This is a genomic window from Paracoccus sp. PAR01 (genome assembly GCF_014851995.1).
Classification (GTDB): Bacteria; Pseudomonadota; Alphaproteobacteria; order Rhodobacterales; family Rhodobacteraceae; genus Paracoccus; species Paracoccus litorisediminis.
On record NZ_JACVAW010000001.1, the window covers coordinates 635,813 to 660,806 of the forward strand.

Annotated in this window: 24 protein-coding genes; 14 read left to right on the forward strand and 10 right to left on the reverse strand. The window is 65.3% G+C overall.

Features of this window, described 5'->3' with window-relative positions; all coding sequences use genetic code 11:
* The first annotated feature begins 62 nt into the window (after positions 1 to 62).
* Positions 63 to 1,454, forward strand: a complete 1,392-nt coding sequence (locus IB235_RS03275) for a calcium-binding protein (RefSeq protein WP_192335515.1) — start codon at positions 63 to 65, stop codon at positions 1,452 to 1,454.
* 200 nt (positions 1,455 to 1,654) lie between these two features.
* Here IB235_RS03275 and IB235_RS03280 read toward each other — a convergent pair whose 3' ends face one another.
* The 5 genes from IB235_RS03280 to IB235_RS03300 form a co-directional block, all read right to left on the reverse strand.
* Positions 1,655 to 2,299 (reverse strand): SDR family NAD(P)-dependent oxidoreductase, encoded by a 645-nt coding sequence (locus IB235_RS03280; protein WP_192335516.1) that lies wholly within the window; start codon positions 2,297 to 2,299, stop codon positions 1,655 to 1,657.
* A 4-nt stretch (positions 2,300 to 2,303) separates the two neighbouring features.
* Entirely contained in the window at positions 2,304 to 3,806 is a 1,503-nt protein-coding gene (gene trpE, locus IB235_RS03285; protein WP_192335517.1) for an anthranilate synthase component I, read from the reverse strand.
* Positions 3,806 to 5,737 carry a peptidylprolyl isomerase gene (locus IB235_RS03290; RefSeq protein ID WP_192335518.1) on the reverse strand — a complete coding sequence of 644 codons (1,932 nt, stop codon included), beginning with the start codon at positions 5,735 to 5,737 and terminating at the stop codon, positions 3,806 to 3,808. Before IB235_RS03290 ends, trpE begins: the two co-directional genes overlap by 1 nt.
* 118 nt (positions 5,738 to 5,855) lie before the next feature.
* Positions 5,856 to 7,031, reverse strand: a complete 1,176-nt coding sequence (locus IB235_RS03295; RefSeq protein WP_192335520.1) for an aminotransferase — start codon at positions 7,029 to 7,031, stop codon at positions 5,856 to 5,858.
* Positions 7,032 to 7,035: 4 nt separating this feature from the next.
* Entirely contained in the window at positions 7,036 to 7,722 is a 687-nt protein-coding gene (locus IB235_RS03300; protein WP_192335521.1) for a hypothetical protein, read from the reverse strand.
* A gap of 118 nt (positions 7,723 to 7,840) precedes the next feature.
* Here IB235_RS03300 and IB235_RS03305 point away from each other — a divergent pair, with 118 nt between their 5' ends.
* The 13 genes from IB235_RS03305 to IB235_RS03365 all read left to right on the forward strand — a co-directional run bounded on the left by IB235_RS03305 (position 7,841) and on the right by IB235_RS03365 (position 18,939).
* Positions 7,841 to 8,431, forward strand: coding sequence for an aminodeoxychorismate/anthranilate synthase component II (locus IB235_RS03305; RefSeq protein WP_155038170.1), 591 nt, complete (start codon positions 7,841 to 7,843; stop codon positions 8,429 to 8,431).
* Complete coding sequence (trpD, locus tag IB235_RS03310) at positions 8,428 to 9,453, forward strand: anthranilate phosphoribosyltransferase (RefSeq protein ID WP_155038171.1); 1,026 nt, start codon at positions 8,428 to 8,430, stop codon at positions 9,451 to 9,453. The genes IB235_RS03305 and trpD overlap by 4 nt, the downstream gene beginning before the upstream one ends.
* Positions 9,450 to 10,106, forward strand: a complete 657-nt coding sequence (locus IB235_RS03315) for a uracil-DNA glycosylase (protein WP_192335523.1) — start codon at positions 9,450 to 9,452, stop codon at positions 10,104 to 10,106. The genes trpD and IB235_RS03315 overlap by 4 nt, the downstream gene beginning before the upstream one ends.
* Positions 10,107 to 10,114: 8 nt before the next feature.
* Positions 10,115 to 10,906, forward strand: coding sequence for an indole-3-glycerol phosphate synthase TrpC (gene trpC / locus IB235_RS03320; protein WP_192335525.1), 792 nt, complete (start codon positions 10,115 to 10,117; stop codon positions 10,904 to 10,906).
* Positions 10,903 to 11,373 carry a cyclic pyranopterin monophosphate synthase MoaC gene (gene moaC / locus IB235_RS03325; protein ID WP_192335527.1) on the forward strand — a complete coding sequence of 157 codons (471 nt, stop codon included), beginning with the start codon at positions 10,903 to 10,905 and terminating at the stop codon, positions 11,371 to 11,373. Before trpC ends, moaC begins: the two co-directional genes overlap by 4 nt.
* Before the next feature lie 24 nt (positions 11,374 to 11,397).
* Complete coding sequence (glp, locus tag IB235_RS03330) at positions 11,398 to 12,570, forward strand: gephyrin-like molybdotransferase Glp (protein WP_192335529.1); 1,173 nt, start codon at positions 11,398 to 11,400, stop codon at positions 12,568 to 12,570.
* A gap of 118 nt (positions 12,571 to 12,688) precedes the next feature.
* Positions 12,689 to 13,387, forward strand: a complete 699-nt coding sequence (gene lexA, locus IB235_RS03335; protein WP_192335531.1) for a transcriptional repressor LexA — start codon at positions 12,689 to 12,691, stop codon at positions 13,385 to 13,387.
* Positions 13,388 to 13,522: 135 nt separating this feature from the next.
* On the forward strand, positions 13,523 to 14,680 hold the full coding sequence (locus tag IB235_RS03340; RefSeq protein WP_155038176.1) for a D-alanyl-D-alanine carboxypeptidase family protein: 1,158 nt from the start codon (positions 13,523 to 13,525) through the stop codon (positions 14,678 to 14,680).
* 13 nt (positions 14,681 to 14,693) lie between these two features.
* Positions 14,694 to 15,293: a dTMP kinase gene (tmk, locus tag IB235_RS03345; protein ID WP_192335533.1), complete on the forward strand. Its 600-nt coding sequence runs from the start codon at positions 14,694 to 14,696 to the stop codon at positions 15,291 to 15,293.
* Positions 15,290 to 16,372 carry a DNA polymerase III subunit delta' gene (locus tag IB235_RS03350; RefSeq protein WP_192335535.1) on the forward strand — a complete coding sequence of 361 codons (1,083 nt, stop codon included), beginning with the start codon at positions 15,290 to 15,292 and terminating at the stop codon, positions 16,370 to 16,372. Before tmk ends, IB235_RS03350 begins: the two co-directional genes overlap by 4 nt.
* A gap of 28 nt (positions 16,373 to 16,400) precedes the next feature.
* A complete protein-coding gene (locus tag IB235_RS03355) occupies positions 16,401 to 17,201 on the forward strand; it encodes a TatD family hydrolase (RefSeq protein ID WP_155038179.1) in 801 nt (266 codons plus the stop codon).
* Positions 17,198 to 17,998: an MBL fold metallo-hydrolase gene (locus tag IB235_RS03360; RefSeq protein ID WP_192335537.1), complete on the forward strand. Its 801-nt coding sequence runs from the start codon at positions 17,198 to 17,200 to the stop codon at positions 17,996 to 17,998. Before IB235_RS03355 ends, IB235_RS03360 begins: the two co-directional genes overlap by 4 nt.
* Entirely contained in the window at positions 17,995 to 18,939 is a 945-nt protein-coding gene (locus IB235_RS03365) for an AEC family transporter (protein WP_155038181.1), read from the forward strand. Before IB235_RS03360 ends, IB235_RS03365 begins: the two co-directional genes overlap by 4 nt.
* A 145-nt stretch (positions 18,940 to 19,084) precedes the next feature.
* Here IB235_RS03365 and IB235_RS03370 read toward each other — a convergent pair whose 3' ends face one another.
* From IB235_RS03370 to IB235_RS03390, 5 genes are all read right to left on the reverse strand, one after another.
* Positions 19,085 to 20,038, reverse strand: a complete 954-nt coding sequence (locus IB235_RS03370) for an ABC transporter permease (protein WP_192335539.1) — start codon at positions 20,036 to 20,038, stop codon at positions 19,085 to 19,087.
* 5 nt (positions 20,039 to 20,043) lie between these two features.
* Positions 20,044 to 21,345: an ABC transporter permease gene (locus tag IB235_RS03375; protein WP_192335541.1), complete on the reverse strand. Its 1,302-nt coding sequence runs from the start codon at positions 21,343 to 21,345 to the stop codon at positions 20,044 to 20,046.
* Positions 21,346 to 21,415: 70 nt separating this feature from the next.
* Positions 21,416 to 22,498, reverse strand: a complete 1,083-nt coding sequence (locus IB235_RS03380; protein WP_192335543.1) for an ABC transporter substrate-binding protein — start codon at positions 22,496 to 22,498, stop codon at positions 21,416 to 21,418.
* Between the two features lie 105 nt (positions 22,499 to 22,603).
* The gene (locus IB235_RS03385) at positions 22,604 to 23,683 is read right to left on the reverse strand and encodes an ABC transporter substrate-binding protein (protein ID WP_192335545.1); all 1,080 of its coding nucleotides are present in this window, start codon (positions 23,681 to 23,683) and stop codon (positions 22,604 to 22,606) included.
* Positions 23,684 to 23,724: 41 nt separating this feature from the next.
* Positions 23,725 to 24,828: an ABC transporter ATP-binding protein gene (locus tag IB235_RS03390; protein WP_155038186.1), complete on the reverse strand. Its 1,104-nt coding sequence runs from the start codon at positions 24,826 to 24,828 to the stop codon at positions 23,725 to 23,727.
* Positions 24,829 to 24,994 lie beyond the last annotated feature (166 nt).

Below are 24,994 nucleotides of genomic sequence, written 5' to 3' on the forward strand. Positions count from 1 at the left end.
CTTGTTCCGACCATGTCGCATGACCATTCAGACTGCGATTTTGGATAGCGAAAGCATGAACCATGCCCATCAACGGCACGCCCGGTGACGATATCATTCGCGAGAATTGGGGCGACGAGAGCAGCCGCGATACCATCAATGGCTTTGCCGGAAGCGACCTGATCTATGGCCTGCTCGGGCACGACGCCGTTTACGGCGGTCCCGGCAATGACACAATTTATGGTGGAGAAGGCCGTGATACGATCTCTGGCGGAACCGGAGATGACGATCTTTATGGCGGCTCGCAGACCGACACACTGCTGATCCGGGCGGATCTGGGCACCTTTCGGATCGATCTGTCGAATACCGAACGCCAGGATACCGGGCAGGGCCGCGATCTGATTGTCGACTTCGAGGCAATCAAGGCAGTCGGCGGAGCAAACTTTTGGTTGCGCGGCAGCGCACATGTCATGGAGACACTGCAAGGCGGCAGCGGCAATGACACGCTTATCAGTGGCGGCGATCTGGATATCCTGAGCGGTGGAGCCGGAAACGATCTGCTGATTATGGGAGGCAACTATCCCATCCCTCGCGGATGGGTCGATGGCGGTGCAGGCGTGGATACGCTGCGCGGAGATAGCCGCACCAATACGCTTGATGGCCATAACTTTACCTCGATCGAGATGATCGAGGGCATGGGCGGCCATGACAGAATCTTGGGCGGACAGGGCGGTCAGATCCTGAACGGAGGGACGGGCAATGATACATTGACTGCCGGCGGAGCCAATCAGGTCCTCGATGGCGGGGCGGGCTTTGATACCGTCCATATCTATGGCCGCGTCAATCTGGCGCTGACCGGGCCTCAGACAATTGACGGTTACGGCGGGATTGTCCTGAGAAACATTGAGGCGGCGGCAGCTCTGTCCGGCCAAGATGATCACATGACTGGCAACAGCCTCGGCAACCGCCTTAGCAGCTACTACGGCAATGACACCCTGCTCGGAGGTGGCGGCAATGACACGCTCGACAGCGGCAATGACAATGACCTGATCAATGGGCAGGACGGTAACGACCTGCTACTGGGCCGGGATGGCCGTGATCGGCTGGATGGCGGCGCGGGCAATGATACGCTGGATGGCGGACGCGGCGTTGATACGATGACTGGCGGACAGGGGGTGGATGTCTTCGTCTTCGCGACCGGAGTTACCGGCAAAGGGACCAATCGCGATCAGATCACTGACTTTCAGCGGGGGATCGATGATCTGGATCTGCAAGGGGTCGACGCCAATTCGGCGGTAGCGGGTAATCAGGCGCTGGACCTATCGGGGGGCGCGGCACGTGCGCATGCCGTCTGGCAGGTCCGTAGTGGTGACATGACGCTGATCAGGGGCGATGTGAACGGCGATACCATCTTCGATTTCGAGATCCAGCTAAACGGCAGCACTCGTCTGGGATCCGGAGATTTTCTGCTCTGACGTTCCGCGCGGTCAACCCATACCGTGCGGGATAATGGTCCTGTCATTTGGCCTGCCGCCGGTTTTTGGACGGCGGGTCACGCACAGGTTGCTACGCTCCGGCGTGACACCAAAAACTTAGCCTACCATCTTCAACGCAGTCGAATACGGCTCTCGCATTTGATGATGCAAGATCGCACGAACCTGCCGAGATACCCTACCTAGAACGCCAGCGTCTTGCCGTCATAGTCCAGAAAGCTGCCGGTAGTGTGCAGGTCCAGCGCGTCGAAGCGGGCGATAAGGCCCTGCACCGAGGTCTCGACGGTGATTTCGGCGCCTGATCCACCCATATCGGTCTGGACCCAGCCGGGATGGTAGATGCCGACCGCGATGCCTTCATGCCGCAGGTCGGCGGCCAGATTGCGCCCAAGGTTCAGCACCGCCGCCTTGGAAGCGCGATAGATGTAGCTGCCGCCGGGCGCGCGGGTATCCGAGCCCATCTGCGACGAGATGATGGCGATCTTGCCACGGGCCTTGCGCAGCGCGGGCAGCAGTGCCTGCACCGTCAGGAACACGCCGGTCACGTTCACGGCGAAGGCGGCGGCCCAATCCTCGGGCGGAAAGCCGTGATCCAGTTTTTGCCCGCGATCCAGATAGACCCCGGCATTGCAGACCAGCAGGTCCAGCGGACGCGCGCCCAATGCGGTGACCAAAGGCGTCAGCCCATCGGGTTGGGCCACGTCGCAGGGTACCAGATCGCCAGTGGCCTTGCGGCTGGTGCCGATGACATCATCACCGCGCGCCGCCATGGCTGCCAGCAGCCCTGCTCCGATCCCTCGGTTTGCGCCGGTGATGATCGTTGTCATCGCGCTACCCGTTCCCGCGCACGAAACGTGCGGCTTCTTCGGCGGCGCGGCGCAGGGCGTTGGACTTGTTCACGGTTTCCATGAACTCGGCCTCGGGGTCGCTGTCATAGACGACGCCGCCACCGGCTTGGATGTAAAGCGTGTGATCCTTGACCACGCCGGTCCGCAGCGCGATGCACATGTCCATCTCGCCATTGGCGGCGAAGTAACCCACGCCGCCAGCGTAGACGCCGCGCTTTTCGGGCTCCAGCTCGTCGATGATCTGCATGGCGCGGACCTTGGGCGCGCCCGAGACCGTGCCTGCGGGCATCCCTGCCAGCAGCGCGGACAGGGCATCCTCGCCTTCGCGCAGCTCACCCACCACGTTCGAGACGATATGCATGACGTGGCTGTAGCGCTCGACGATGAATTGCTCGGTCGGTTTCACCGTGCCCATTTTCGCCACCCGGCCGACATCGTTGCGGCCAAGATCCAGCAGCATCAGATGCTCGGCCAGCTCCTTCTGGTCGGACAGCAGATCGGCTTCCAGCGCATTGTCTTCCTCGGGGGTGGCACCGCGTTTGCGGGTGCCCGCGATGGGGCGCACCGTGACCTCGCCGCCACGCAGGCGCACGAGGATCTCGGGCGAGGCACCGACGATCTGGAAGCCGCCGAAATTCAGGTAGAACATGAAGGGCGAGGGGTTCGTGCGGCGCAGGCTGCGATAAAGCGCAAAGGGCGGCAGCGGGAAATCCATCGCCCAGCGTTGCGAGGGCACGACCTGAAAGATGTCGCCCGCGCGGATATAATCCTTGGCCTTCTCGACCGCGGCTAGATAGGCGGGTTTGCTGAAATTGCTGCGCAATTCGCCGACCTTCAGGTCATGGCCAAGCGCGCGCGGCTCGCTGGGCTGACGGTCGAGCGAGCGCAGCGCCTCCATCAGGCGCTCGGCGGTCTGGGCATAGGCGGCGCGGGCGGGGGTGCCGTCCTGATGCCATGCGGGGGCGCAAAGCAGAACCTCGCCCTTGACGCCGTCCAGCACGGCCACGACCGAGGGGCGCATCATCACCGCATCGGGCAGGCCCAGCGGGTCGGGATTCACATCGGGCAGGCGCTCGACCAGACGGATCATGTCATAGCCAAGATAGCCGAAAAGGCCCGCTGCCCCGGCAGGCACGCCGTCGGGCATGTCGATGCGGGATTCGGCGATCAGCGCGCGCAAGCTGTCCAGCGCCGGGCGGTCATCGGTGGTGAACTCATCCGAATAGCGCGCCGTCCGGTTGATCCGGGCGACGCCGTCGCGGCAGTCCCAGATCAGGTCGGGCTTCATGCCGACAAAGGAATAACGGCCCCGCACCTCGCCGCCGGTCACGCTTTCCAGCATGAAGCTGTTGGGCGCGGCCTCGGCCAGCTTCAGCATCAGGCTGACCGGGGTGTCCAGATCGGCGGCCAGACGGATGGTCAGAAGCTGGTTGCGCCCCTCGCTCCAGCCGCGTTCGAAATCGGTAAAGTCGGGAGAGATGTCCATCACTGCATCTGCGTGTTCACCGCGTCGATCGCGGTCTGGTTCACGGTCACGCCGCTTTGCGCCTGAACGGCGCGGGTGAAATAGTCGAACACATCCTGACGCATGGAATCGCCCAGACGGTTGGCGATGCTGTCGCGCATCTGCCCAGCCTCGGGGGCGTCGGTCGCGGCGGCATGGACCTGATCCAGCGTGACAAGGAAGACGCGATTGTCGGCATCGACGATCTCGGCCTCGCCCGGCTCGGTGATTTCAAAGGCCTTGCTGACGACTTCCTGCGGCACGCCGTTGATGAAGCCGCCACGGGTCAGGCCGGTTTCCGCATGGCCCTTTTCGGGGGCTTGCTGGGGGATGACCGGGGTCGGCGCGGGGGCCGCACCCACCGCCTGCGCGACCGGGGCGGTCGCCGCCGCCGGAGCAGGATTCGCGGGCTCGATCGCGGCGGCATTGGCCAGCTTGCGTTCCTCGGCCAGCGCCATCAGCTGGCGCATGGTTTCGTTCTGCAGCCAGTCGGCGGCAACGCGGTCCTTCACCTCGGCGAAGGGGATCAGTGCCGGAGGCTCGATCTTGTCCAGACGCAGGGCGAAGATGCCGCCATCCTCGAAGGTGTAAAGCTCGGGGAAGTCGGACTGGGTGACCTCGGCGGCGTGCTGGCGGAATTCGGGATAGGCCGCGATGCTGCCCGGATCGTCGCCGGTGCTGGCGGTCCAGTCGATCTGCCCCAGCTGCATGTGGGTTTCCTTGACCAAATCCTCCAGCGTCGCACCACCGGCCATCAGGTCGGTGATCGAGGCCGATTGCTCATCGATCTGGCGGCGGGCGCGGTCGATCGCGGCCTCAAGGCGCAGATCGCCCTTGGCCTGTTCGAAGGTGACGTCGACCGGCTCAAGAATGGCGTTCATCGAGTACAGCGCCGGGCCCAGATCGCTGCTGACCGGACCGGCGATGCCGGGTTGGTCCAGCGCAAAGACGGGCGCACCCGCCGGACCCAGATCGGCCTGCGAAACCTCGCCCAGATCCAGATCGGCCAGCGTCAGGCCACGTTCGGCGGCCAGCTGTTCAAAGCTGATCTCATGCTTGTCCAGACGGGCCTTGGCCTCTTCGGCGGCGGCGACGGTCGGAAAGACCAGACGCTCGACCATGCGGCGCTCGGGCTGCTGGTATTCGTCCTTGCGCTGCTCATAAAGGTCGCGCAGGGCCTGATCGTCGACCTCGACGGTCTTTTCGATCATCTCGGGGGTCAGCCAGACATAGGTGATCTTGCGGATCTCGGGATGGGTGAAGCGGTCGGCATTGGCCTTGTGCCATGCTTCCAGCGTCGCATCGTCGGGCGTGGCGATCGGCGCGGCCAGATCGGCTGCGGTCAGTTCCTGCCAGTGGATGTCGCGGGTTTCCAGCAGCCAGCCCAGCGAGCGGTCGGTGACCGGCTGCGAGGCCTTGATCCCGGCCAGCGTCGCCTGTTGCAGGATGACGCGTGCCGCATCCATGCGCAGGTCATGTTCGAAATCGGCTTCGCGGATGCCTTCGCGCTGCAGCGTGTCGGCATAGCGGGCGCGGTCGAACTTGCCGTCGATGCCCTTGAAGGCGGCGGCATTGGTGATCTGTTCGGCCACGGCGTGATCGCCGACCGAGATGCCCAGACGGTTCGCCTGATCCTCAAGCGCGGCCGAGACCATCAGCCGCGACAGGGCCATCTGATCCAGCCCCATGGCCTTGGCCTCGGCAGCGGTCGGCTGCTTGCCGGTACGTGCCGCGAAATCCTGCATTTCGTTGCGCAAGGCCCGCGCATAGTCCTGCGAGGACACTTCGACCTCGCCCACCGATCCGATATCCGCCGTGCCGCCCGAGAAATTGGTGACGCCGAAGCCTCCAAGCCCCAGGACCAGCATCCCCATCAGCAACCAGACGATGGTCGATTTGCCCTTGCCGCGCATTAGCTGTCCTGCCCGTTTTTTTCGTCCTTGCAGTCTTTAGGGTGCTGCGGGCCCCACGGCAAGTGCCGCGACCCTGACGGACGCGGCACGCCTGCTCACAAGCGCGCGGGGCGCGCGCTTAGCCGCGAAAACTCGCAAGCCGATGCATCAACGTACCGATCCCGGCGACGTCGGCATTGGCAAAGGCGATGCGGACATGGCGCGCGCCGTCCGCGTCGCCCTCGGGCATGAACATGGTGCCGGGCAGCAGCAGCACGCTCGCCTCGCGCACCAGCCGCTTGGCCAGTTCCGGCGAAGGCAGGTCAAAAGGATGCTCGACCCAGGCGAAATAGGCCCCGCAGCCCTTGACCTTCCAGCCCTCCAGCGATGCCATTCCGGCATCCATCGCCGCGCGGCGGGCAAGGATCTCGGCCCGCTCACCGGCCAGCCATTCGGTCAGGTTCGCCATGCCCCAAGCCGCACCGATCTGGCCGATCTGGCTGGCGCAGATGGCGACGGTATCCAGGAACTTCTCGATCTCGATCATCCGGGCTTCGCTGGCCACCACAGCGCCGATGCGGTGCCCGGTCAGGCGGTAAGCCTTGGAAAAGCTGTACAGATGGATCAGCGTGTCGCCCCAATCGGGATCGGCGAACAGGTGATGCGGCGCGCCGCTGCGGCTGTCGAAATCGCGGTAAGTCTCATCCACGATCAGCGCCAGATTGCGCGAGCGCGCCAGATCAAAGAAGGCGCGCAGCGTTTCCGCCGGATATTCCGCCCCCGAGGGGTTGTTCGGGCTGACCAGCACGATGGCGCGGGTGCGGTCGGTGATCAGCTTTGCGGCCTCGGCGGCATCGGGGATCATCCCCTGCCCGCAATGCAGCCCGACCGAGCGGATGCCCTGCATGTCCAGCCACATCTTGTGGTTGAAATACCACGGCAACGGCAGGATGATTTCATCGCCCGGCCCGGCCAGCGTCTGGATCGTGGCGCAGAAGGCCTGATTGCAGCCCTGAGTGATCGCGACCTGCTCGGGGCGGATCACGCCGCCATAGGCGCGGCTCCAATCCGTGGCCACGGCCTCGCGCAGCTCACTGCGGCCCAGCACCGGGCCGTAGAAATGCGCGTCGGGCTGGTTCAGCGCGGCTTCCGACATGGCACGGCGCAGCGGCTCCGGCGGCGGATCGACCGGGGCGGCCTGGCTCACGTTGATCAGCGGGCGCTCGGGGGTGAAGGTGACGCCTTCCAGCCAGCGCCGCGCCTCCATTACGGGCGGGCGGAAGGTGGCGGCAATGGCGGGGTTCAGGGGAAGCATCGGATCACTCGTTTGCCCCGTTCAGGCGCAGGGCGCCGAAATCGGGAGGGGTGGAAAGGTTCAGGCCCTGTTCCGGCGCGGGCGCACTGGCCGGTTGCGGATCGGGCTGCGGTTCGGATGGCAGTGCAAAGACCGGCTCGTCAGCCGGCGCCGCCAGCCCCTGCGGGGCCGCGCGTGACGCGGACTGCATGGCGGCGGGGCTGTCGGGCGGGGTGTCCGGCAGCGCGATCGGGTCGGGGGCCGGGGCGGACATGCCCGAAACTTCGGGGACTTCGCCCCGCGCCTCGGGCGGCAGGGCGGGATCGGCGGGTGCGGGCAGGGATTCGGCCTGCGGGGCCGGGGCGACAGGAGCCTCGACCGATCGCGGCGCGACCGCGGCCATCGGCGCGGGTGAGACCGGGGCGATATCGGTGCCGCGCGCGAATTCCGATCCTTCGGGCGGGGTCATATCCTCGACCACCGGGGATTGGGACGGGGCGGGCACCGGAGCGGCGGGCGGGGGCGAACTGTCTGGGATAGCTGGCGGATCAACCTTGACCACCGGTGCTGGTGGCGGGGCGGGTGTAATCGCCTCGGGGGTCGAGGTCTGGTCGCGCCGGGCCGGTTGCGGCAGGATCAGCGACAAAGCGGCCAAGGCGGCGACGCAGGTCAGCGCCCCGTGAAACAGTCCCGCCGCAAATCCCTTTGCCATGCGCGATACGGCCCTCCGCCCCTGTTTTTATTGCCCGCGGGGTTGACCCTTGTGCAGGCTTTGCACCATCTATAGCCGCAGATTTTCCGGGGTTCACCCCCCAATGCAAGGCCCTGCCATGATCCTGCTCATCGACAATTACGACAGCTTCACATGGAACCTCGTGCATTACATGGGCGAGGCAGGAGCCGATGTCAGGGTCTGGCGAAACGATGCGCTGACCGTGGACGAGGCTTTGGGCATGGGCGCGCAGGGGATCGTGATCTCTCCCGGTCCCTGCGATCCGGCACAGGCCGGGATCATCGTCCCGCTGATCCGGGCCGCGTCGGAACGTGCGATTCCGCTGTTCGGCGTCTGCCTTGGCCATCAGGCCATTGGCGAGGCATTCGGCGGCAAGGTCGTCCGCGCCAGCCGGATCGTCCACGGCAAGACCGATGCGATCAGCCATGACGGCACCGGGGTTTTCACCGGCCTGCCCTCGCCCTTGACCGCGACGCGCTACCATTCGCTGACGGTGGAACCCGAAAGCCTGCCCGACTGCCTGCGCGTCACCGCGACGGCGGCGGATGGCACGATCATGGGGCTGATGCACCGGACCCTGCCGATCGAGGGCGTGCAGTTCCACCCCGAAAGCATCGCCTCGGAATATGGCCACGACATGATCCGCAACTTCCTGCGCCGCTGCTCGAACATGGAATCGGCGGCATGAGCGCGTCGGATATCCGCCCGCTGATCGGCATCGCCGCCGAACGCCCGCTGACCGGGTCCGAAGCCGAGGCCGCCTTTTCGGCGCTGTTCGAGGGTGCGGCCACCCCCGCCCAGATCGGTGGCCTGTTGATGGCGATGCGCGTGCGCGGCGAAACGGTCGAGGAAATCGCCGCCGCCACCCGCGCCATGCGCGCCCGCATGAACCGCATCAAGGCCCCTGACGACGCCATCGACATCGTCGGCACCGGCGGCGACGGCAAGGGCACGCTGAACATCTCGACCGCGACGGCCTTTGTCGTGGCGGGTGCGGGCGTGCCGGTCGCCAAGCATGGCAACCGCAACCTGTCCTCGAAATCTGGCTCGGCCGACGCGATGACCCATCTGGGCCTGAACGTCATGACCCCGCCCGAGGTCGCGGAAAGGGCACTGGCCGAAATCGGCATCTGCTTCATGATGGCACCGATGCACCACCCGGCCATGCGCCATGTCGGACCGGCCCGCGCCGAATTGGGCACGCGCACCATCTTCAACCTGCTGGGGCCGATGACCAATCCCGGCTCGGTCCGCAGGCAGTTGACCGGGACCTTCGACCGGATCTGGAACCGCCCGATGGCCGAAACCCTGCGCGAGCTGGGCAGCGACATGGCGTGGCTGGTCCATGGCTCGGATGGCACGGATGAGATCTCGATCGCCGGGGTGACCTGGGTCGCGCAGCTGAAAGAGGGCGAGATCACCGAATTCGAGATCACCCCCGCCGATGCCGGGATCGACAGCCACCCGTTCGATGCCATCCTTGGCGGCGATCCGGCGCAGAATGCGGGTGCCCTGCGCGGGCTGCTGGCGGGCGACCGCGGTGCCTACCGCGATGCGGTGCTGCTGAACTCGGCCGCCGCCCTGCTCATTGCGGGCAAGGCCGCCGATCTGCGCGAGGGGGCGGCAATGGCGCGCGACTCCATCGACAGCGGCAAGGCCAAGGCCAAGCTGGAGGCCCTCGCCGCACATGTCGGCGCGCCCGAGGCATGAGCCTGCCCGAAGCCTGGGCCGGACTGCCCTTTTTCGATCAGGACTGGCCGGGCATCAGCGCCCGGCTGGACGGTCAGGACTGGCTGCCGGGCGCGTCCCGCGTCTTTGCCGCGTTGGAGCTGACCCCGCCCGAAGCTGCCCGCGTCGTCATTCTGGGTCAGGACCCCTACCCCACGCCGGGACATGCGAACGGGCTGGCCTTTTCGGTCACGCCGGAAACCGCGCTGCCGCGTTCGCTCAAGAACATCTACACCGAGATGCGCGAGGATCTGGGCCACGCCCCACCGAATGGCGACCTCAGCCATTGGGCGCGGCAAGGGGTCTTGCTGCTCAACACCTCGCTCTCCGTGCTGCCCGGACAGGCGGGGGTGCATGCGAAATGGGGCTGGGACCGTCTGGCGCGTCAGGCCGTTGCCCGCGCGCAGAAGGAACGCCCGCTGGCCTTCATCCTGTGGGGCGCGCATGCGCAAAAGGCGCTGGCCGGTCTGCCGCGCGCACAGGATCTGGTGATCGAGACCGCCCATCCCTCTCCCTTGTCGGCCCGGCGCGGGTTTTTCGGCTCGCGTCCGTTCAGCCGGGTCAATGACTGGCTGGCGGCCCGCGGCGATATGCCCATTGACTGGGCCCTTTCCGAAACAGCCGTCGCAGGGTAAAAACGCGCATGGATATTCTTGACCGCATCAAAGCCTACAAGCTTGAGGAAATCGCAGCCGCCAAGGCCGTTCGCCCGCTGGCCGGGGTCGAGGAAGCCGCCCGCGCCGCTGATGCTCCGCGCGGTTTCGCCCGTGCGCTGTCTGACAAGGCCGCGACCGGCCATGCCCTGATCGCCGAGATCAAGAAAGCCAGCCCGTCCAAGGGCTTGATCCGCCCCGATTTCGACCCGCCGTCGCTGGCGCAGGCCTATGAGGCCGGTGGTGCCGCCTGTCTGTCGGTGCTGACCGATGGCCCCAGCTTTCAGGGCGCGCCGGAATTCCTGACTGCGGCCCGCGCCGCCTGCAACCTGCCCGCTTTGCGCAAGGATTTCCTCTATGACACCTATCAGGTGGCCGAGGCCCGCGCATGGGGTGCCGATTGCATCCTGATCATCATGGCATCCGTCGATGACGCGCTGGCCGCCGAGCTTGAGGACGCAGCGCTGCATTGGGGCATGGACGCGCTGATCGAGGTCCATGACCGCGAGGAACTGGACCGCGCGCTGCGCCTGAAATCGCCGCTGATCGGGGTCAACAACCGCAACCTGAAGACCTTCGAGATCAGCATCCAGAACACGCTGGATCTGGCCCCGCATGTGCCGTCCGACCGCGATCTGGTCTGCGAAAGCGGGCTGTTCACCCCTGCCGACCTGAACCTGATGGCGGGTGTCGGGGTCAAGCGCTTCCTGATCGGCGAAAGCCTGATGCGGCAGGCCGATGTGACCGGGGCCACTCGCAATATTCTGGGCCTTGCCGCATGACGCTTACGCATTTCGACGCGCAGGGTCAGGCCCATATGGTCGATGTCTCGGACAAGGCCGAGACCGCGCGCGAGGCTGTGGCCGAAGGTGTGGTGATCATGTCTGCGGACACCCTTGCGCTGGCGCAGGGTGGTGCGGCCAAGGGCGATGTCATGGGCGTCGCGCGTCTGGCCGGGATCATGGGGGCCAAGCGCACCTCGGATCTGATCCCGCTGTGTCATCCTTTGCCGATCACCAAGGTCGCCGTCGAACTGGCGGCCGAACCCGATCTGCCCGGCATCCGCGTCACCGCCACCGTCAAGACCGCCGGCAAGACCGGGGTCGAGATGGAGGCCCTGACCGCCGTCACCACCGCCTGCCTGACCGTCTATGACATGCTCAAGGCGGCGCAGAAGGACATGCGGATCGAAGGCATCCGCCTGCTGTCCAAGACCGGCGGCAAATCGGGCGAGTTCCGCGCCCCCTGAGTTCCGCTCCTGAAAGGGTCCCCCATGATCAGCGTCGACGAAGCCCGCTCCCTTGTCCTTGCCTTGGCGCAACCGCCCGAGTCCGAGGAAATCGCGGTCGCCGAGGCGCTGGGTCGTGCGATGGTCGCCCCCGCCGTGGCGCGCCTGACCCAGCCGCCCTTCGATGCCTCGGCCATGGACGGCTATGCGCTGCGCTCCTCGGATCTGCCCGGCCCGGTCGAGGTGATCGGCACGGCGGCGGCGGGCGAGCCCTTTGCCGGGGAAACTCCGCCCGGCTCGGCCATCCGCATCTTTACCGGGGCCGAGGTACCGCCCGGCTATGACCGCGTGGTGATGCAGGAACATGTCACGCGCGAAGGCGGCCGCATCACGGTCGAGGGTGCGAGCGCGAATTTGAATATCCGTTTGCGGGGCAATGATTTCACCGAAGGCACGGCGTTCCGGCCGGACCGGGCGCTGCGAGCCTCGGATCTGGGACTGATCGCGGCAATGAACGTGGCGCGGGTCAGCGTCGCCCGCCGCCCTCGCGTCGCGGTGCTGGCGGGCGGGGATGAATTGGTCCGTCCCGGCCAGCAGCCCGGCGCGGGACAGATCGTCAGCTCGAACGACATCGCGATTGCGGCGCTCGCGCGCGAGGCCGGGGCCGAGCCCTTTATCCTGCCCCTTGCCCGCGACACCGAAGACAGCCTGCGCGCCCGCTTTGCCGAGGCCGAAGGTGCCGACCTGATCGTGACCATCGGCGGCGCCTCGGTCGGCGATCACGACCTGATCGCGCGCGTGGCCGAGGGGCTGGGGATGGAGCGGTCCTTCTACAAGCTGGCGATGCGCCCCGGCAAGCCGCTGATGGCGGGCCGGATCGGCGAGACGGCGATGCTGGGCCTGCCCGGCAACCCGGTTTCGGCCATTGTCTGTGCGAAGCTGTTCATGCAGCCGCTGATCCGCGCCATGCAGGGCCTGCCCACGGGCGACGGCGTGGCACAGGCCGTGCTGGACCGCGACCTTCCCCCCGAGGGCGACCGCCAGCATTACCTGCGCGCGCGGCTGATCCCCGGCGAAAGCCTGCCCCGGATCGCGCCGTTTGAGGATCAGGACAGCGCCCGCCTGTGGGTTCTGGCCGAGGCCGACGCCCTGTTGGTGCGCCCTGCCCATGACCCGGCACGCAAGGCTGGCGAGCAGGTCAGCTTCATCGCGCTGTAAGTCACAGCGTGGTTAACCGCTTATTTACGCGAATCGGCATAGTCATTGACGCAAGGGTTTGATTGTTCTAGAACATTCAAGGAACATCATGACAAATGCGGCAGAGCAGGAAAAGACGATGCTGACCAGGAAGCAAATCCAGCTGCTTGAATTCATTCAGGCGCGCATGGCCCGCGACGGCGTGCCTCCGTCCTTCGATGAGATGAAACTGGCGCTGGATCTGCGGTCGAAATCGGGCATTCACCGTCTTGTGACGGCGCTTGAGGAACGCGGTTTCATCCGCCGTCTGCCGCATCGCGCCCGCGCGCTGGAAATCCTGCGTCTGCCCGATAACCTCAGCAAGGGAACCGGCTTCCAGCCCCGGGTGATCGAGGGCGTCGTGCCCGACCGCCCCGTGCCTCAGCCCCGCAACGCCATGCCCATCGCGATTTCGGCGGTGGAACTGCCGGTGATGGGGCGCATCGCTGCAGGCGTCCCGATCGAGGCGATCTCGGAAGTCTCGCATCACATTGCCGTCCCCAGCACCATGCTCAGCGCGCAGGACAGCCACTATGCGCTTGAAGTAAAAGGCGATTCCATGATCGAAGCCGGGATCAACGACGGCGATGTCGTGGTGATCCGCGAACAGACCACCGCCGAAAATGGCGATATCGTCGTGGCGCTGGTCGAGGGCTTTGAGGCGACCTTGAAGCGCTATCGCCGCAAGGGCGGGATGATCGCGCTGGAGGCCGCAAACCCGGCCTATGAAACCCGCGTTCTGCCCGAGGACAAGGTGCGCGTGCAGGGCCGTCTGGTCGGCCTGATCCGCAGCTACTGAAAGAAGGCCCGAACCACGGGCCTGCCCATGTCGCGCATCATGAAAAACGCGGGCCGCGACGGCCCGTGCGGCGTTGCGGCCACGCGACGGCTGCGATAGTCATATGCCCAAACCGACAGGTCTCAAGGATACTCCATGCGCCTCATGACGCTTCGCATCATCGCCCTTGTCATGGCGTTCGCCCTGCCCGCGCGCGCCTTCGACACCAATGCCAGCGCCGCCTGGGTCTATGATGTCGCGACGGGCACGGTCCTGATGGAGAAGAACGCCGACACCCCGCTGCCCCCGGCCTCGATGTCCAAGCTGATGACCCTGAACATGCTGTTCGAGGCCCTGCATGATCGCCGTGTGACCATGGATCAGACCCTTCCGGTGTCGACCAAGGCATGGAAGATGGGCGGATCGAGGATGTTTGTCGAACCCGCCGACCGGCCGAGCGTCGAGGAACTGATCCACGGCATCATCATCAACTCGGGCAACGATGCCTGCGTCGTGGTCGCCGAGGAACTCGCCGGGACCGAGGAAGCCTTTGCCCGGTCGATGAACCAGCGCGCCAAGGAACTGGGCATGACGAAATCGCATTTCGCCAATGCCTCGGGCTGGCCGGACCCCGAACATGTCATGTCGATGCACGATCTGGGCACGCTGGCGCTGCGACTGATCACCGAATTCCCCGATCTTTACCCGAACTTCGGCATGACCCAGTTCAGCTACAAGGGGCGGGTGCCCTCCAACAAGAACAACCGCAACCCGCTGCTGCATCTTGGCGGCGGCGACTGGAAGGCTGACGGACTCAAGACCGGCCATACGCAGGAAGCGGGCTACGGTCTGGTCGGCTCGGCGGTTCAGGGCGGACGGCGCATCATCTTTGTGATTTCCGGCCTGCCCAGCGATCGCGCCCGCGCCGAAGAGGCCGAGCGGATCGTCAACTGGGCCTATCGCCAGTTCACCATGCGCACCATCGTCCCCAAGGGTGAAATCGTCGCGCAGGCTCCGGTCTGGCTGGGTGACCAAAGCAAGGTCGGCCTGACCACCGAAGACGGCGTCAAGGTGCTGCTGCCCGCCGGCTCGCAATCGGGCGTCACCGCCGAGGCCGTTTTCAACGGCCCGATCGAGGCGCCGATCACCAAGGGCGACAAGCTGGGTGAGTTGCTGGTCAACATCCCCGGCGCCGGACAGTCGCGCCTGCCGCTGCTGGCGGCCAGCGATGTCGGCCGCGCGGGCGTGTTCGGGCGGCTGCAGAACGCGGCCTCGCGCCTGAGCCAGCACGCCATGCAGGCCGTGAACAACTAAGCCGCTGGCCGGGATGTTCATCAGCTTCGAGGGGATCGACGGTTCGGGGAAATCGACGCAGGCGCGGCGGCTGGCGGATACGCTGCGCAGCCGTCGCGTGACGGTCTCGCTGACCCGCGAACCCGGTGGCAGCGAAGGGGCCGAGCAGATCCGCAAGCTGCTGGTTGAGGGTCGCGGCGAACGCTGGTCCCCGGAAACCGAGCTGCTGCTGTTCACCGCTGCACGACGCGACCATGTCGAACGCCTGATCCAGCCCGCGCTCGCGCGGGGCGAGACTGTGATTTCGGACCGCTTCGCCGATAGTTCGCGGGTCTATCAGGGACTGGTCCGGGCCGAAAACCGCCAGCTGGTCGAAGATCTGCACCGTCTGGTCATCGGCATCGAACCCGACCTGACCTGCATTATCGACACCGATCCCGCCACCGCCCGTGGCCGCGGCGCTGAACGCGGCGGAACCGAGGACCGTTTCGAAAGCCTCGGGCTGGAATTCCAGAAGCGCCTGCGGGCGGGTTTTCTGGCCTTGGCGCAGGAGTTTCCCGACCGCATCCGGCTGATCGACGGCAGCGGTTCGCAGGACGAGGTCGCGGCCCGCGTCCTTGCCGCCCTGCCATGAGCGACGAGGATATCCCCGAACCCGACCGCGCCCCCGGTGCCCCGCATCCGCGCGAGGCAAGCCAGGTTCTGGGTCAGGATCAGGCGGTCGCGGATTTCCTTGGCGCGGCCCGTGCGGATCGCCTGCATCACGGTTGGCTGCTGACCGGCCCGCGCGGCACGGGCAAGGCAACCCTGGCCTGGGCCCTGGCGAAATGGCTGTTGTCCGGCGGCGCGCCGGACCGGCTGTGGACCGACCCCGAAGCCCCGGTCGTGCGCCGCATCCGGGCGCTGTCGGAACCCCGCCTGATGCTGGTGCGCCGTCCTGTCGATGAAAAGACCGGCCGTATCCGCACCGAGATCACCGTGGATGAAATCCGCCGGCTGCAATCCTTTTTCCACATGTCCGCGGCCGAGGGTGGCCGCCGTGTGGCGATCATCGACGCCGCCGATGAGATGAACCTTGCCGCCGCCAATGCGCTGCTGAAGCAGCTTGAGGAGCCGCCGAAAGGTGCGGTCCTGATCCTTGTCGCGCATCAGCCGGGTCGCCTGCTGCCCACCATCCGCTCGCGTTGCCGCGAATTGCGGCTGCTGCCGCTGGACCCCGATGGCATGGCCGCCATTCTGCTTGATCTGGGAATCGAGGGCGATCCCGCGCGGCTGGCTGCCCTTTCAGGCGGTTCGGTCGGAGAGGCGGTTCGCCTTGCCGGTCAGGGCGGACTGGACCTGTATCAAGCCATCGTCCGTCTGTTCGCCGATTACCCCCGCATCGACCGCCGGGCCGTGGCGGCGCTGGCCGACACCGCCGCAGGCCGCCCCAGTGCCGATGGCGACCCTTTCGATCTGATCGTCACGCTGATCGACCGCTTCCTGACCCGTGCCGCACGCGCGGGCCTTCTGGGTCCCCCCTATCCCGAAGCCGCCGAGGGCGAGGCCGAGGTTCTGGCCCGCATTGCGCCCGATCAGCGGGCAGCGCAGCTTTGGGCGGCAGCGCAAGCCGAACTATCGGCACGTGCGCGATTGGGCCGGGCGGTCAACCTTGACCCTTCCGCGCTGGTGATGGATATGCTGATCGGGCTTGCGAACCAGCCCGCATCCTGAAGCCTGCCACAATCGGGGAGCCTGTCCGATGTCCGAAACCCCCGCTTTGCCCGAGCTTGTCGACAGCCACTGCCATCTGGACTTCCCCGATTTCCAAGGCCAACAGGCCGAACTGATCGCCCGCGCCAATGCACTTGGCGTGCGCCGCATGGTCACGATCTGCACCCGCCTGCAGAACGAACCCGCCGTCCGCGCTTTGGCCGAGGCGCATGAAGGTGTCTTCTATGCCGCGGGCACGCATCCGATGTATGCCGCCGAGGAACCTCTGGTCGCGGTCGAGGAACTGGTCCTGCTGGCGCGTCACCCGAAATTCGTCGGCATCGGCGAGACGGGCCTTGATTACCATTACACCGCCGAAAGCGCGATCATTCAGGCCGAAAGCCTGCGCATCCATATCGAGGCCGCGCGACGCACCGGTCTGCCGCTGATCATCCATTCGCGCGACGCGGATGCCGACATGACCCGTATCCTGACCGAGGAGCACCGCATTGGGGCCTTCGACTGCGTGATGCATTGCTATACCAGCGGCCCGGAACTGGCCCGCGCCGCGCTGGATCTGGGCTTTTACCTGTCCATGTCGGGGATCGCCGCCTTCCCGCGCTCGACCGAGATCCGCGAGATCTTCGCCGCCGCCCCCCTCGACCGCATTCTGGTCGAAACCGACGCGCCCTATCTGGCCCCCCCGCCCTATCGCGGCAAGCGCAACGAACCCGCGCATGTCGTCCATACCGCCCGGATCGGGGCCGAGGCATTGGGACTGTCCGAGGCCGAGTTCCGCGCCCAGACCACCGCGAATTTCGACCGCCTGTTCGCCAAGGCCGCTGCATGATCCGAGCCATGATCCTTGGCTGTGGCTCATCGGGCGGCGTGCCGCGGCTGGGCAACCGCTGGGGTGAGTGCGATCCGCAGAACCCCCGCAACCGCCGCCGCCGCTGCGCGCTGCTGCTGGAGCGCGAAGGACCGATGGGGGTGACGCGCGTCCTGATCGACACCGGCCCGGACCTGGTGCCGCAACTTCTGGATGCCGGCATCGGAGAGCTGGACGCCGTCGTCTATACCCATGCCCATGCCGACCATATCCACGGCATCGACGATCTGCGCCAGATCGTCTTCAACATGGGCAAGCGCATGCCGGTCCATGCCGATGCGCGCACCGCCGCAGCACTGATGCAGCGCTTCGGTTATGTGTTCGAGACGCCGCCCGGTTCCTCCTATCCGCCGATCTGCCAGATGCATCTGATCGAGGGGCCGATCCGCATCACCGGCGCGGGCGGCGCGCTGGAACTGATCCCGTTCGAGGTCGATCACGGCGATACCGAGGCGCTGGGATTCCGCATTCCCGCCGATCGCGGCGGGCTGGTCTATCTGCCCGATGTCAAGGACATCCCCGAGGCGGCCTGGCCCGCGATCATCGGCGCGCAGACCTTCATTTGCGACGGCTTGCGCCGCAAGCCGCATCCCAGCCATGCCCATCTGGCGCTGACGCTGGACTGGATCGCACGCTCTGGCTGCGCCCATGGCGTGATCACCAACATGCATATCGATCTCGATTACGACGATGTCATGGCCGAGACGCCGGACAATGTCATCCCTGCTCATGATGGACTGGTGCTACATCTGACATGACCATTCTTTTCGACGTCATTCTTCCGGTCTTCATCGTCATCGGCTTTGGCTATCTGGTTGCCTGGCGAAAGATGTTCACCGAGGTCGCCGTCGACGGGCTGATGCGATTTGCCCAGAACTTCGCGGTGCCGGTGCTGCTGTTCACCAATGTGGCGCGGCTGGATCTGGCGGCGAACTTCAACCTTGGCATGTGGATCGCCTTTTATACCGGGGCGTTCCTGTCCTATTTCCTAGGCTGGGGCGTCTCGCGGTTCTATCTCAAGCGCAGCCCCGAGGATGCGGTGGCGATCGGCTTCTGCTGCCTGTTCTCGAACTCGCTGCTGCTGGGCATTCCGATCATGGAACGCGCCTACGGGCATGAGGCGCTGGCCGGCAACGTCGCCATTATCGCGATCCATTCGCCACTGCTTTACACCTTTGGCATCACCATGATGGAGATCACCCGCGCGCGCGGCCAAAGCCTGCGCGTCGGCCAGATCGCGATGCGAGCGCTGTCGGGCGTTCTGCATACGCCGCTGATCCTGGGGATTCTCAGCGGCGCGGTGATGAATGTCCTGCTCAGCGCCGGGTTGGTCATGCCCGAGGGCTTCTGGGCCGCCGCCGACATGATGGCCCGCGCGGCGCTGCCCGCGGCGCTGTTCGGTCTGGGCGGCGTTCTTTATCGCTACCGCCCCGAGGGCGACAGCACTGCCATCGCACTCTGCTGCATCTGCTCGCTGGTGATCCATCCGGTCACCACCTATGGGCTGGGGCTGATGTTCAAGCTGCCGACCGAGGCGATGCGTTCCGCCGTGATCACCGCCAGCATGGCGCCGGGGGTGAATGCCTATCTGTTCGCGGCGATCTACAATTCCGCGAAACGAGTCGCAGCCTCGACGGTGCTGGTCTCGACCGCCTTGTCGATGCTGACAATCTGGTTCTGGATCTCGGTCCTGCCATAGAGGCAGGCGCGCTGCGGCGGGCGGACGGTCCGGGCGGCACCAGCAGCGGCCTCCGGCGGGGGTATTTCGGAAACGAAGAAGCTGCGACCGCCATGAAAACGCCGCGCCCCTCGGGCGGCGGGTTCAGGGCCGGGGTGTGAGCCGCTCAATGCGGCGTGACGCCCCGCAGCCGCTCGGACCGGCGGCGCAGCAGTTCCACCACCGTCAGCAGCGCGACCGAGAAGATCACCAGCAGCGTCGCCACGGCTAGGATCGCGGGTGAGATCTGCTCACGGATGCCGTTCCACATCTGACGCGGAATGGTCTGCTGGTCGGGGCCGGCGATGAACAGGACCGCCACAACCTCATCGAACGAGGTGACAAAGGCAAACAGCGCGCCCGAGATCACGCCGGGCAGGATCAGCGGCATGATCACGCGGAAAAACGTCGTGCGTGGGTTGGCGCCAAGGCTGGCCGCCGCCCGCGACAACGACTGATCGAACCCGACCAGCGTCGCCGTCACCGTGATGATGACAAAGGGGATACCCAGAGTCGCATGGGCCAGAATCACGCCCAGATAGGTCCCGGCAAGCCTGCCGCATTGCGGGTTCAGCCCGATCCAGGTCAGTGGCTCGCAGGGGTTCGAGTAAAAGAAGAACATCCCCGTCGCCGTGATGATGATCGGCACGATCATCGGCGAGATCAGGATTGCCATGATCACCCGGCGATAGGGCATTTCCGGCCGTGACAGCCCCAGTGCCGCCAGCGTCCCCAGCACCGTCGCCACGATCGTCGCGAAGAAGCCGATGATCATCGAGCTTTTCGCCGCCTGCACCCATTTCGCGTTCTGCCAGACATCCGCCCACCAGCTCAGATCACGTGGAGCCTCGGGCTTGACCATGCCGAAGGTCAGCAGGCTGTCATACCAGCGCATCGAATAACCCGTCGGGTCAAAGGACAGCATCTTGTCGGTGAAGGTGAAATAGGGCTCGGCGTTGAAGCTCAGCGGGATGACCACGACGATCGGCGCGATCAGAAAGAAGAAGATCGCCGCGCAGATCGCGAGATAAGCGTAGTGCCAGGCCCGCTCCAGCTTGGTCGCATAGGTTGGAAGCGCCATGTCGATTACCCCAGTTTCAGATTGTCGATGCCGACAAGGCGGTCATAGACCCAGTACAGGATCAGCACCCCGCCCAGCAGCAATGTGGCCAGCGCCGCCGCCAGCGACCAGTTCAGCGTCTGCGTCATATGCATCGCGATCATGTTCGAGATCAGCTGCCCGGACGAGCCGCCGACCAAGGCAGGCGTGATGTAATAGCCGACCGCAAGGATGAAGACCAACAGCGCCCCTGCCCCCAATCCCGGCAGGGTTTGCGGGAAATAGATCCGACGGAAGGCGGTCCAGCTGGTCGCGCCCAGCGAACGCGCGGCGCGGACATAGGACGGATTGATCGTGCGCATCACCGAATAAAGCGGCAGGATCATGAACGGCAGCAGGATATGGGTCATGGCGATGATCGTGCCGGTCTGGTTGAAGATCATCTGCAAGCGCTGATCGTCGCGGATCACCCCCAACCAGACGAGGATATCGTTCACCACGCCCTGCTGCTGCAACAGCACCATCCAGGCCGTGGTCCGGACCAGCAGCGAGGTCCAGAAGGGCAGCAGGACAAGGATCATCAGCAGGTTCGACTTGCGCATCGGCAAGGTCGCCAGCAGATGCGCGATCGGAAAGCCCAGCAGGAACGTCGTGCAGGTGATGATCAGCGACAACCAGAAGGTGCGCAGGAACAGCTTGAGGTAAATCCGCTGCTGCTCGGCCACCTGCACGATATTGCCGTTGTCGTCCCGCGTCCGGTCCATCGCGGCCAGATAGAAGTTGCCGGTATAGGGCGAGGACGCCTCGCGCATCACCGACCACAGCCGGGGGTCGCCCCATTTCTGGTCGATGTCCAGTATCGCGTCACGATAGGGCGGCTCAAGCCCGTCCCTGACCTTGCGGCCCGCCCCGGTGAACAGTGAACGCGTGCCCGCCATGTCGTAATTGATCCGCGTGCCGACCACGCCGATGGTCTTGGCCTCGGCCGCGGCCTGCAGATCGGCAGCCAGCGCGCCCCATGCCGCCTCATCGGGTTCGGTGCCGCGCGGGTTGGCATCGAACCAAGCGCTCAGCTGCGGCATGTTCGCGGAAAAACCGTCATTCTTGATCGAGCGTTGCAGCATCTGGCCGATCGGCAACACGAAGGTGAGCAGGATAAAGGCCAGCAGCGGCAGCACCAGCAGAAAGGCCCGCCGCCGCGCCCGGCGCGAGCTGCGCGCCAAAGCGCGGGAAAGCGGCTGTCCGTCGGCGGTCTGCAGCGTGCCCTCGGGCAGAAGGCCGACGGCCTCGGTCACGATCGCGGCATGGGGGTCAAGGGCTTTGGCCATCCTGGTCCTTCAAAGGTCGTCAGTCGGTCGAAGGGCGCCGCCGCCCGGAATGGACGGCGGCGGAATTGGGTCAGCTTGCCGCCAGCCAGGAGTTGAACTGCTCGGTCAGCTCGGCGTTGTGGTCGGCCCAGAATTCCGGGTCATCCATGACGGCGGTCTTCATGTGATCCGCGACGGTCGGCATATGCGGGGCCATCTCGGTCTTGCCGTCCTGGTACATGCCGACCAGCGCCGCCGAGCTTTTGCGCGCCGGGCCATAGGCGATGTATTTTGCCTGATCGGCCAGACGCTGGGTGTCGGTCGCGAATTTCAGGTATTCCATCGCGGCTTCGGGGTTCGGCGCGTCCTTGGGAATGGCGAACATGTCCATGTCCATGTACTGCCCGTCCCAGATGATCTCGAAGGGCTTGCCCTCGCCGACCATGGCGTCGAAGAAGCGACCGTTATAGCCGGTGGCCATCACCACCTCGCCATCGGCGAGCAGCTGCACGGGCTGCGCGCCCGCTTCCCACCAGACGACATCTTTCTTGATCGTGTCGAGTTTCTTGAAGGCCTGCGCGACGCCTTCGGGGGTTGAGAGCGTCTCATAGACCTTGTCGGGCGCGACACCATCGGCGATCAGCGCCAGATACAGGGTGCGCTTGGGGTTCTTGGGCAGGCCGCGCTTGCCGGGGAACTTGGTCGTGTCGAAGAAATCGGCGGCGGTCGACGGTTTCGTATCCGCGAACTTCGTGGTGTCAAAGGCGATGACCGTGCCCCAGTAGATGTTCGCGACCGCGCAATCCTGCAGCGCGCCGGGCAGGAAGTCATCGGCAGCAGTGGTCCCGTCGGGCGCGGCGGGCAGCGATGCCGGGTCGATCTCGACCAGCGCACCTTCGTCGCACAGGCGGATCGCGTCCGAAACCTCGATGTCAAAGACGTCGCCGGTGACGTTCTTGGCCTCGACCTGCGCCTTGAGCGGCGTGGCCGGGTTGTCGGCGGCGATCATGTTGACCTTGATGCCGGTCTTTTCGGCGAAGGGCTTGTTATAGGCTTCGACCTGCGACTTCTCATAGGCGCCACCCCAGGAGACGACGTTCACCTCCTTGTTCTGGGCCTGGGCCGCAAAGGCCAGACCGCAGAGGGCCGAAGTCAGAATCAGTGTTCTTCTCATGGCTTTCTTAACTCCCTGTTTGCGTATCCGGCTCTTTGGCCGTGATTTTTGACACCCGGCGGGTGCAGAAAAGGCCGCGGCGAACCTGCCGCCGCGGCCAAAAAATCAGCTGGCGAGCCAGGCGTTGAAACGCTCGTTCAGCTCGGCATCGTGATCGACCCAGAAGTCGAGGTTGGAACCCAGCGCCGCCTTCATGTTGTCGGCGGTGGTCGGCAGGTTCGGACCCATCGGAACGTCGGTGCCGTTGATATTGCCGACCAGCGCGGCAGCCGATTTGCGCGGCGGGCCGTAGCTGATGAACTCGGCAGCGCGGGCCTGCGGCTCGGGCGAGGTCGAGAAGGCGACAAATTCCTTGGCTGCTTCAAGGTTCGGCGCGCCTTTCGGGATCACCCAGCCTTCCATCTCATAGATCTGGCCGTCCCAGACGATCTTGAAGGGCTTGCCCTCGCCCTGCGCGGCGTTGAAAATCCGGCCGTTGAAGGCATAGGCCATGCTGACCTCGCCATCGGCCAGAAGCTGCGGCGGCTGCGCGCCGGCTTCCCACCAGATCACGTCCTTCTTGATGCTGTCGAGCTTCTTGAAGGCGCGGTCGACGCCCTCGGGCGTGCCCAGAACCTGATAGACCTCGGCGGCGGGGACGCCATCGGCCATCAGCGCGAATTCCAGATTGAACTTGGCACCCTTGCGCATGGTGCGCTTGCCGGGGAACTTGGCGGTGTCGAAGAAATCGGCGGCACCGCTGGGCTTGGCATCCGCGAACTTGCTGTCGTCATAGGCCAGGATCATCGAATAGACATCGGTGCCGACAAAGCAATCCGTCACCGCGCCCTCGATGAAATCGGCCGAGGCGGCGGTGCCATCAGCGGCCGGGACCAGGATCGAGGCGTCGATCGGCTCAAGCAGGCCCTCGTCGCACAGGCGCACGGCATCGGCATATTCGACCGAGGCCACGTCGGTGGACACGTTGCCCGCCTCGACCTGCGCCTTGATCGGGGTGGCCGGGTTGTCGGCATCGGCGACCTTGACCTTGATGCCGGTCTTGGCCTCGAACGGCTTGGCATAGGCCTCGACATGGCTGTTGCCATAGGCGCCGCCCCAGCTCAGCAGGTTCACTTCCTTGTCCTGAGCATAGGCACCCGAGGCAATCGCCACCAGCGCCGAGGTCAGGATGAGCGTCCGTTTCATGTAGTGCTCCCTCACATTGGATAGAAAATTCTTGTTGAAAATCAGACCGGGTCCAGCGCGCGGGCATCTTCGGGATGCCAGCCGATGCGGATCGTCTCACCGGGGGAGAGCTTCACCTGCCCCAGCGTGTTGCGGTATTTCATGACAAAATTGTCGTGACCCGCCACCTTCAGCCGCGCCCGCAGGATGTCGCCCATATAGACCACGTCCTTGACCTCGGCCTCCAGCGTATGGGCGCCGGCGGGCATCAGGCTGGGCTTGAACTCGATCCGCTCGGGCCGGATCGAGACGGTGGTGGGCTTGCCGATTTCGCAGATATTCCCCGGAGTCGCGTCGATCAGATCCCCATTGCCCAGCCGCACCAGCGCCTTGCCGCCTTCGAGCTGCTCGATATTGCCCTGCAGCGCGTTGTTTTCACCGATGAAGCCCGCGACGAAGCTGTTCTCGGGCTTTTCATACAGCACCGGAGGCGGGGCCAGTTGCTGGATGCGGCCATCGTTGAAGACAGCGATGCGGTCCGACATGGTCAGCGCCTCGCCCTGGTCATGGGTCACATAGACGACCGTGATGCCCAGCCGGTCATGCAGCGCCTTGATCTCATACTGCATATGCTCGCGCAGCTGCTTGTCCAGCGCGCCAAGCGGCTCGTCCATCAGCACCAGTTCCGGGTCAAAGACCAGCGCCCGGGCCAAGGCGATCCGCTGCTGCTGGCCACCCGAAAGCTGGGCCGGACGGCGGGCGGCAAATTTCGACATCTGCACCATGTCCAGCGCGCGGGCGACGCGGGTATTGCGCTCGGACGAGTTCATGCCGCGCACTTCCAGCGGGAAGGACAGGTTCTCGCCCACGGTCATGTGCGGGAACAGCGCATAGCTTTGGAACACCATGCCAATGCCGCGCTTATGCGGCGGCACGTCGTTGATGTTGCGCCCGTTCAGGCGGATTTCGCCATGAGTCGCGGTCTCGAAGCCTGCCAGCATCATCAGGCAGGTGGTCTTGCCCGATCCCGAGGGCCCCAGCATCGTCAGGAACTCGCCCTTGCCGATGCTGAGGTTCAGATCCTTCACGACAAGGGTCTGACCGTCATAGCTTTTCTGCACATGATCGAAGACGACGAATGCGTCGTTACCGGCTGCGACTGCCAAATGCGGGACTCCCTGTTTCTCGTGGTTCTTGTTTTCCGCAATTCAAGCCTAAGCGGGGGCGATGCGGTATGGCAACTGGCATGTGCAGATGTTGTGCAGCGGCCCAAGCCTGCCCCAAAATCGGGCAGAGGCCCTTGGCCGGCTGCGCATCTTACGCCACTGCAGG

What these genes read in the sequence shown, in the direction of transcription:
- IB235_RS03275 (WP_192335515.1), top strand. Translation starts at nt 63, where the DNA reads ATGCCCATCAACGGCACGCCCGGTGACGATATCATTCGCGAGAATTGG.
- IB235_RS03280 (WP_192335516.1), bottom strand. Translation starts at nt 2,299, where the DNA reads ATGACAACGATCATCACCGGCGCAAACCGAGGGATCGGAGCAGGGCTG.
- trpE (WP_192335517.1), bottom strand. Translation starts at nt 3,806, where the DNA reads ATGGACATCTCTCCCGACTTTACCGATTTCGAACGCGGCTGGAGCGAG.
- IB235_RS03290 (WP_192335518.1), bottom strand. Translation starts at nt 5,737, where the DNA reads ATGCGCGGCAAGGGCAAATCGACCATCGTCTGGTTGCTGATGGGGATG.
- IB235_RS03295 (WP_192335520.1), bottom strand. Translation starts at nt 7,031, where the DNA reads ATGCTTCCCCTGAACCCCGCCATTGCCGCCACCTTCCGCCCGCCCGTA.
- IB235_RS03300 (WP_192335521.1), bottom strand. Translation starts at nt 7,722, where the DNA reads ATGGCAAAGGGATTTGCGGCGGGACTGTTTCACGGGGCGCTGACCTGC.
- IB235_RS03305 (WP_155038170.1), top strand. Translation starts at nt 7,841, where the DNA reads ATGATCCTGCTCATCGACAATTACGACAGCTTCACATGGAACCTCGTG.
- trpD (WP_155038171.1), top strand. Translation starts at nt 8,428, where the DNA reads ATGAGCGCGTCGGATATCCGCCCGCTGATCGGCATCGCCGCCGAACGC.
- IB235_RS03315 (WP_192335523.1), top strand. Translation starts at nt 9,450, where the DNA reads ATGAGCCTGCCCGAAGCCTGGGCCGGACTGCCCTTTTTCGATCAGGAC.
- trpC (WP_192335525.1), top strand. Translation starts at nt 10,115, where the DNA reads ATGGATATTCTTGACCGCATCAAAGCCTACAAGCTTGAGGAAATCGCA.
- moaC (WP_192335527.1), top strand. Translation starts at nt 10,903, where the DNA reads ATGACGCTTACGCATTTCGACGCGCAGGGTCAGGCCCATATGGTCGAT.
- glp (WP_192335529.1), top strand. Translation starts at nt 11,398, where the DNA reads ATGATCAGCGTCGACGAAGCCCGCTCCCTTGTCCTTGCCTTGGCGCAA.
- lexA (WP_192335531.1), top strand. Translation starts at nt 12,689, where the DNA reads ATGCTGACCAGGAAGCAAATCCAGCTGCTTGAATTCATTCAGGCGCGC.
- IB235_RS03340 (WP_155038176.1), top strand. Translation starts at nt 13,523, where the DNA reads ATGCGCCTCATGACGCTTCGCATCATCGCCCTTGTCATGGCGTTCGCC.
- tmk (WP_192335533.1), top strand. Translation starts at nt 14,694, where the DNA reads ATGTTCATCAGCTTCGAGGGGATCGACGGTTCGGGGAAATCGACGCAG.
- IB235_RS03350 (WP_192335535.1), top strand. Translation starts at nt 15,290, where the DNA reads ATGAGCGACGAGGATATCCCCGAACCCGACCGCGCCCCCGGTGCCCCG.
- IB235_RS03355 (WP_155038179.1), top strand. Translation starts at nt 16,401, where the DNA reads ATGTCCGAAACCCCCGCTTTGCCCGAGCTTGTCGACAGCCACTGCCAT.
- IB235_RS03360 (WP_192335537.1), top strand. Translation starts at nt 17,198, where the DNA reads ATGATCCGAGCCATGATCCTTGGCTGTGGCTCATCGGGCGGCGTGCCG.
- IB235_RS03365 (WP_155038181.1), top strand. Translation starts at nt 17,995, where the DNA reads ATGACCATTCTTTTCGACGTCATTCTTCCGGTCTTCATCGTCATCGGC.
- IB235_RS03370 (WP_192335539.1), bottom strand. Translation starts at nt 20,038, where the DNA reads ATGGCGCTTCCAACCTATGCGACCAAGCTGGAGCGGGCCTGGCACTAC.
- IB235_RS03375 (WP_192335541.1), bottom strand. Translation starts at nt 21,345, where the DNA reads ATGGCCAAAGCCCTTGACCCCCATGCCGCGATCGTGACCGAGGCCGTC.
- IB235_RS03380 (WP_192335543.1), bottom strand. Translation starts at nt 22,498, where the DNA reads ATGAGAAGAACACTGATTCTGACTTCGGCCCTCTGCGGTCTGGCCTTT.
- IB235_RS03385 (WP_192335545.1), bottom strand. Translation starts at nt 23,683, where the DNA reads ATGAAACGGACGCTCATCCTGACCTCGGCGCTGGTGGCGATTGCCTCG.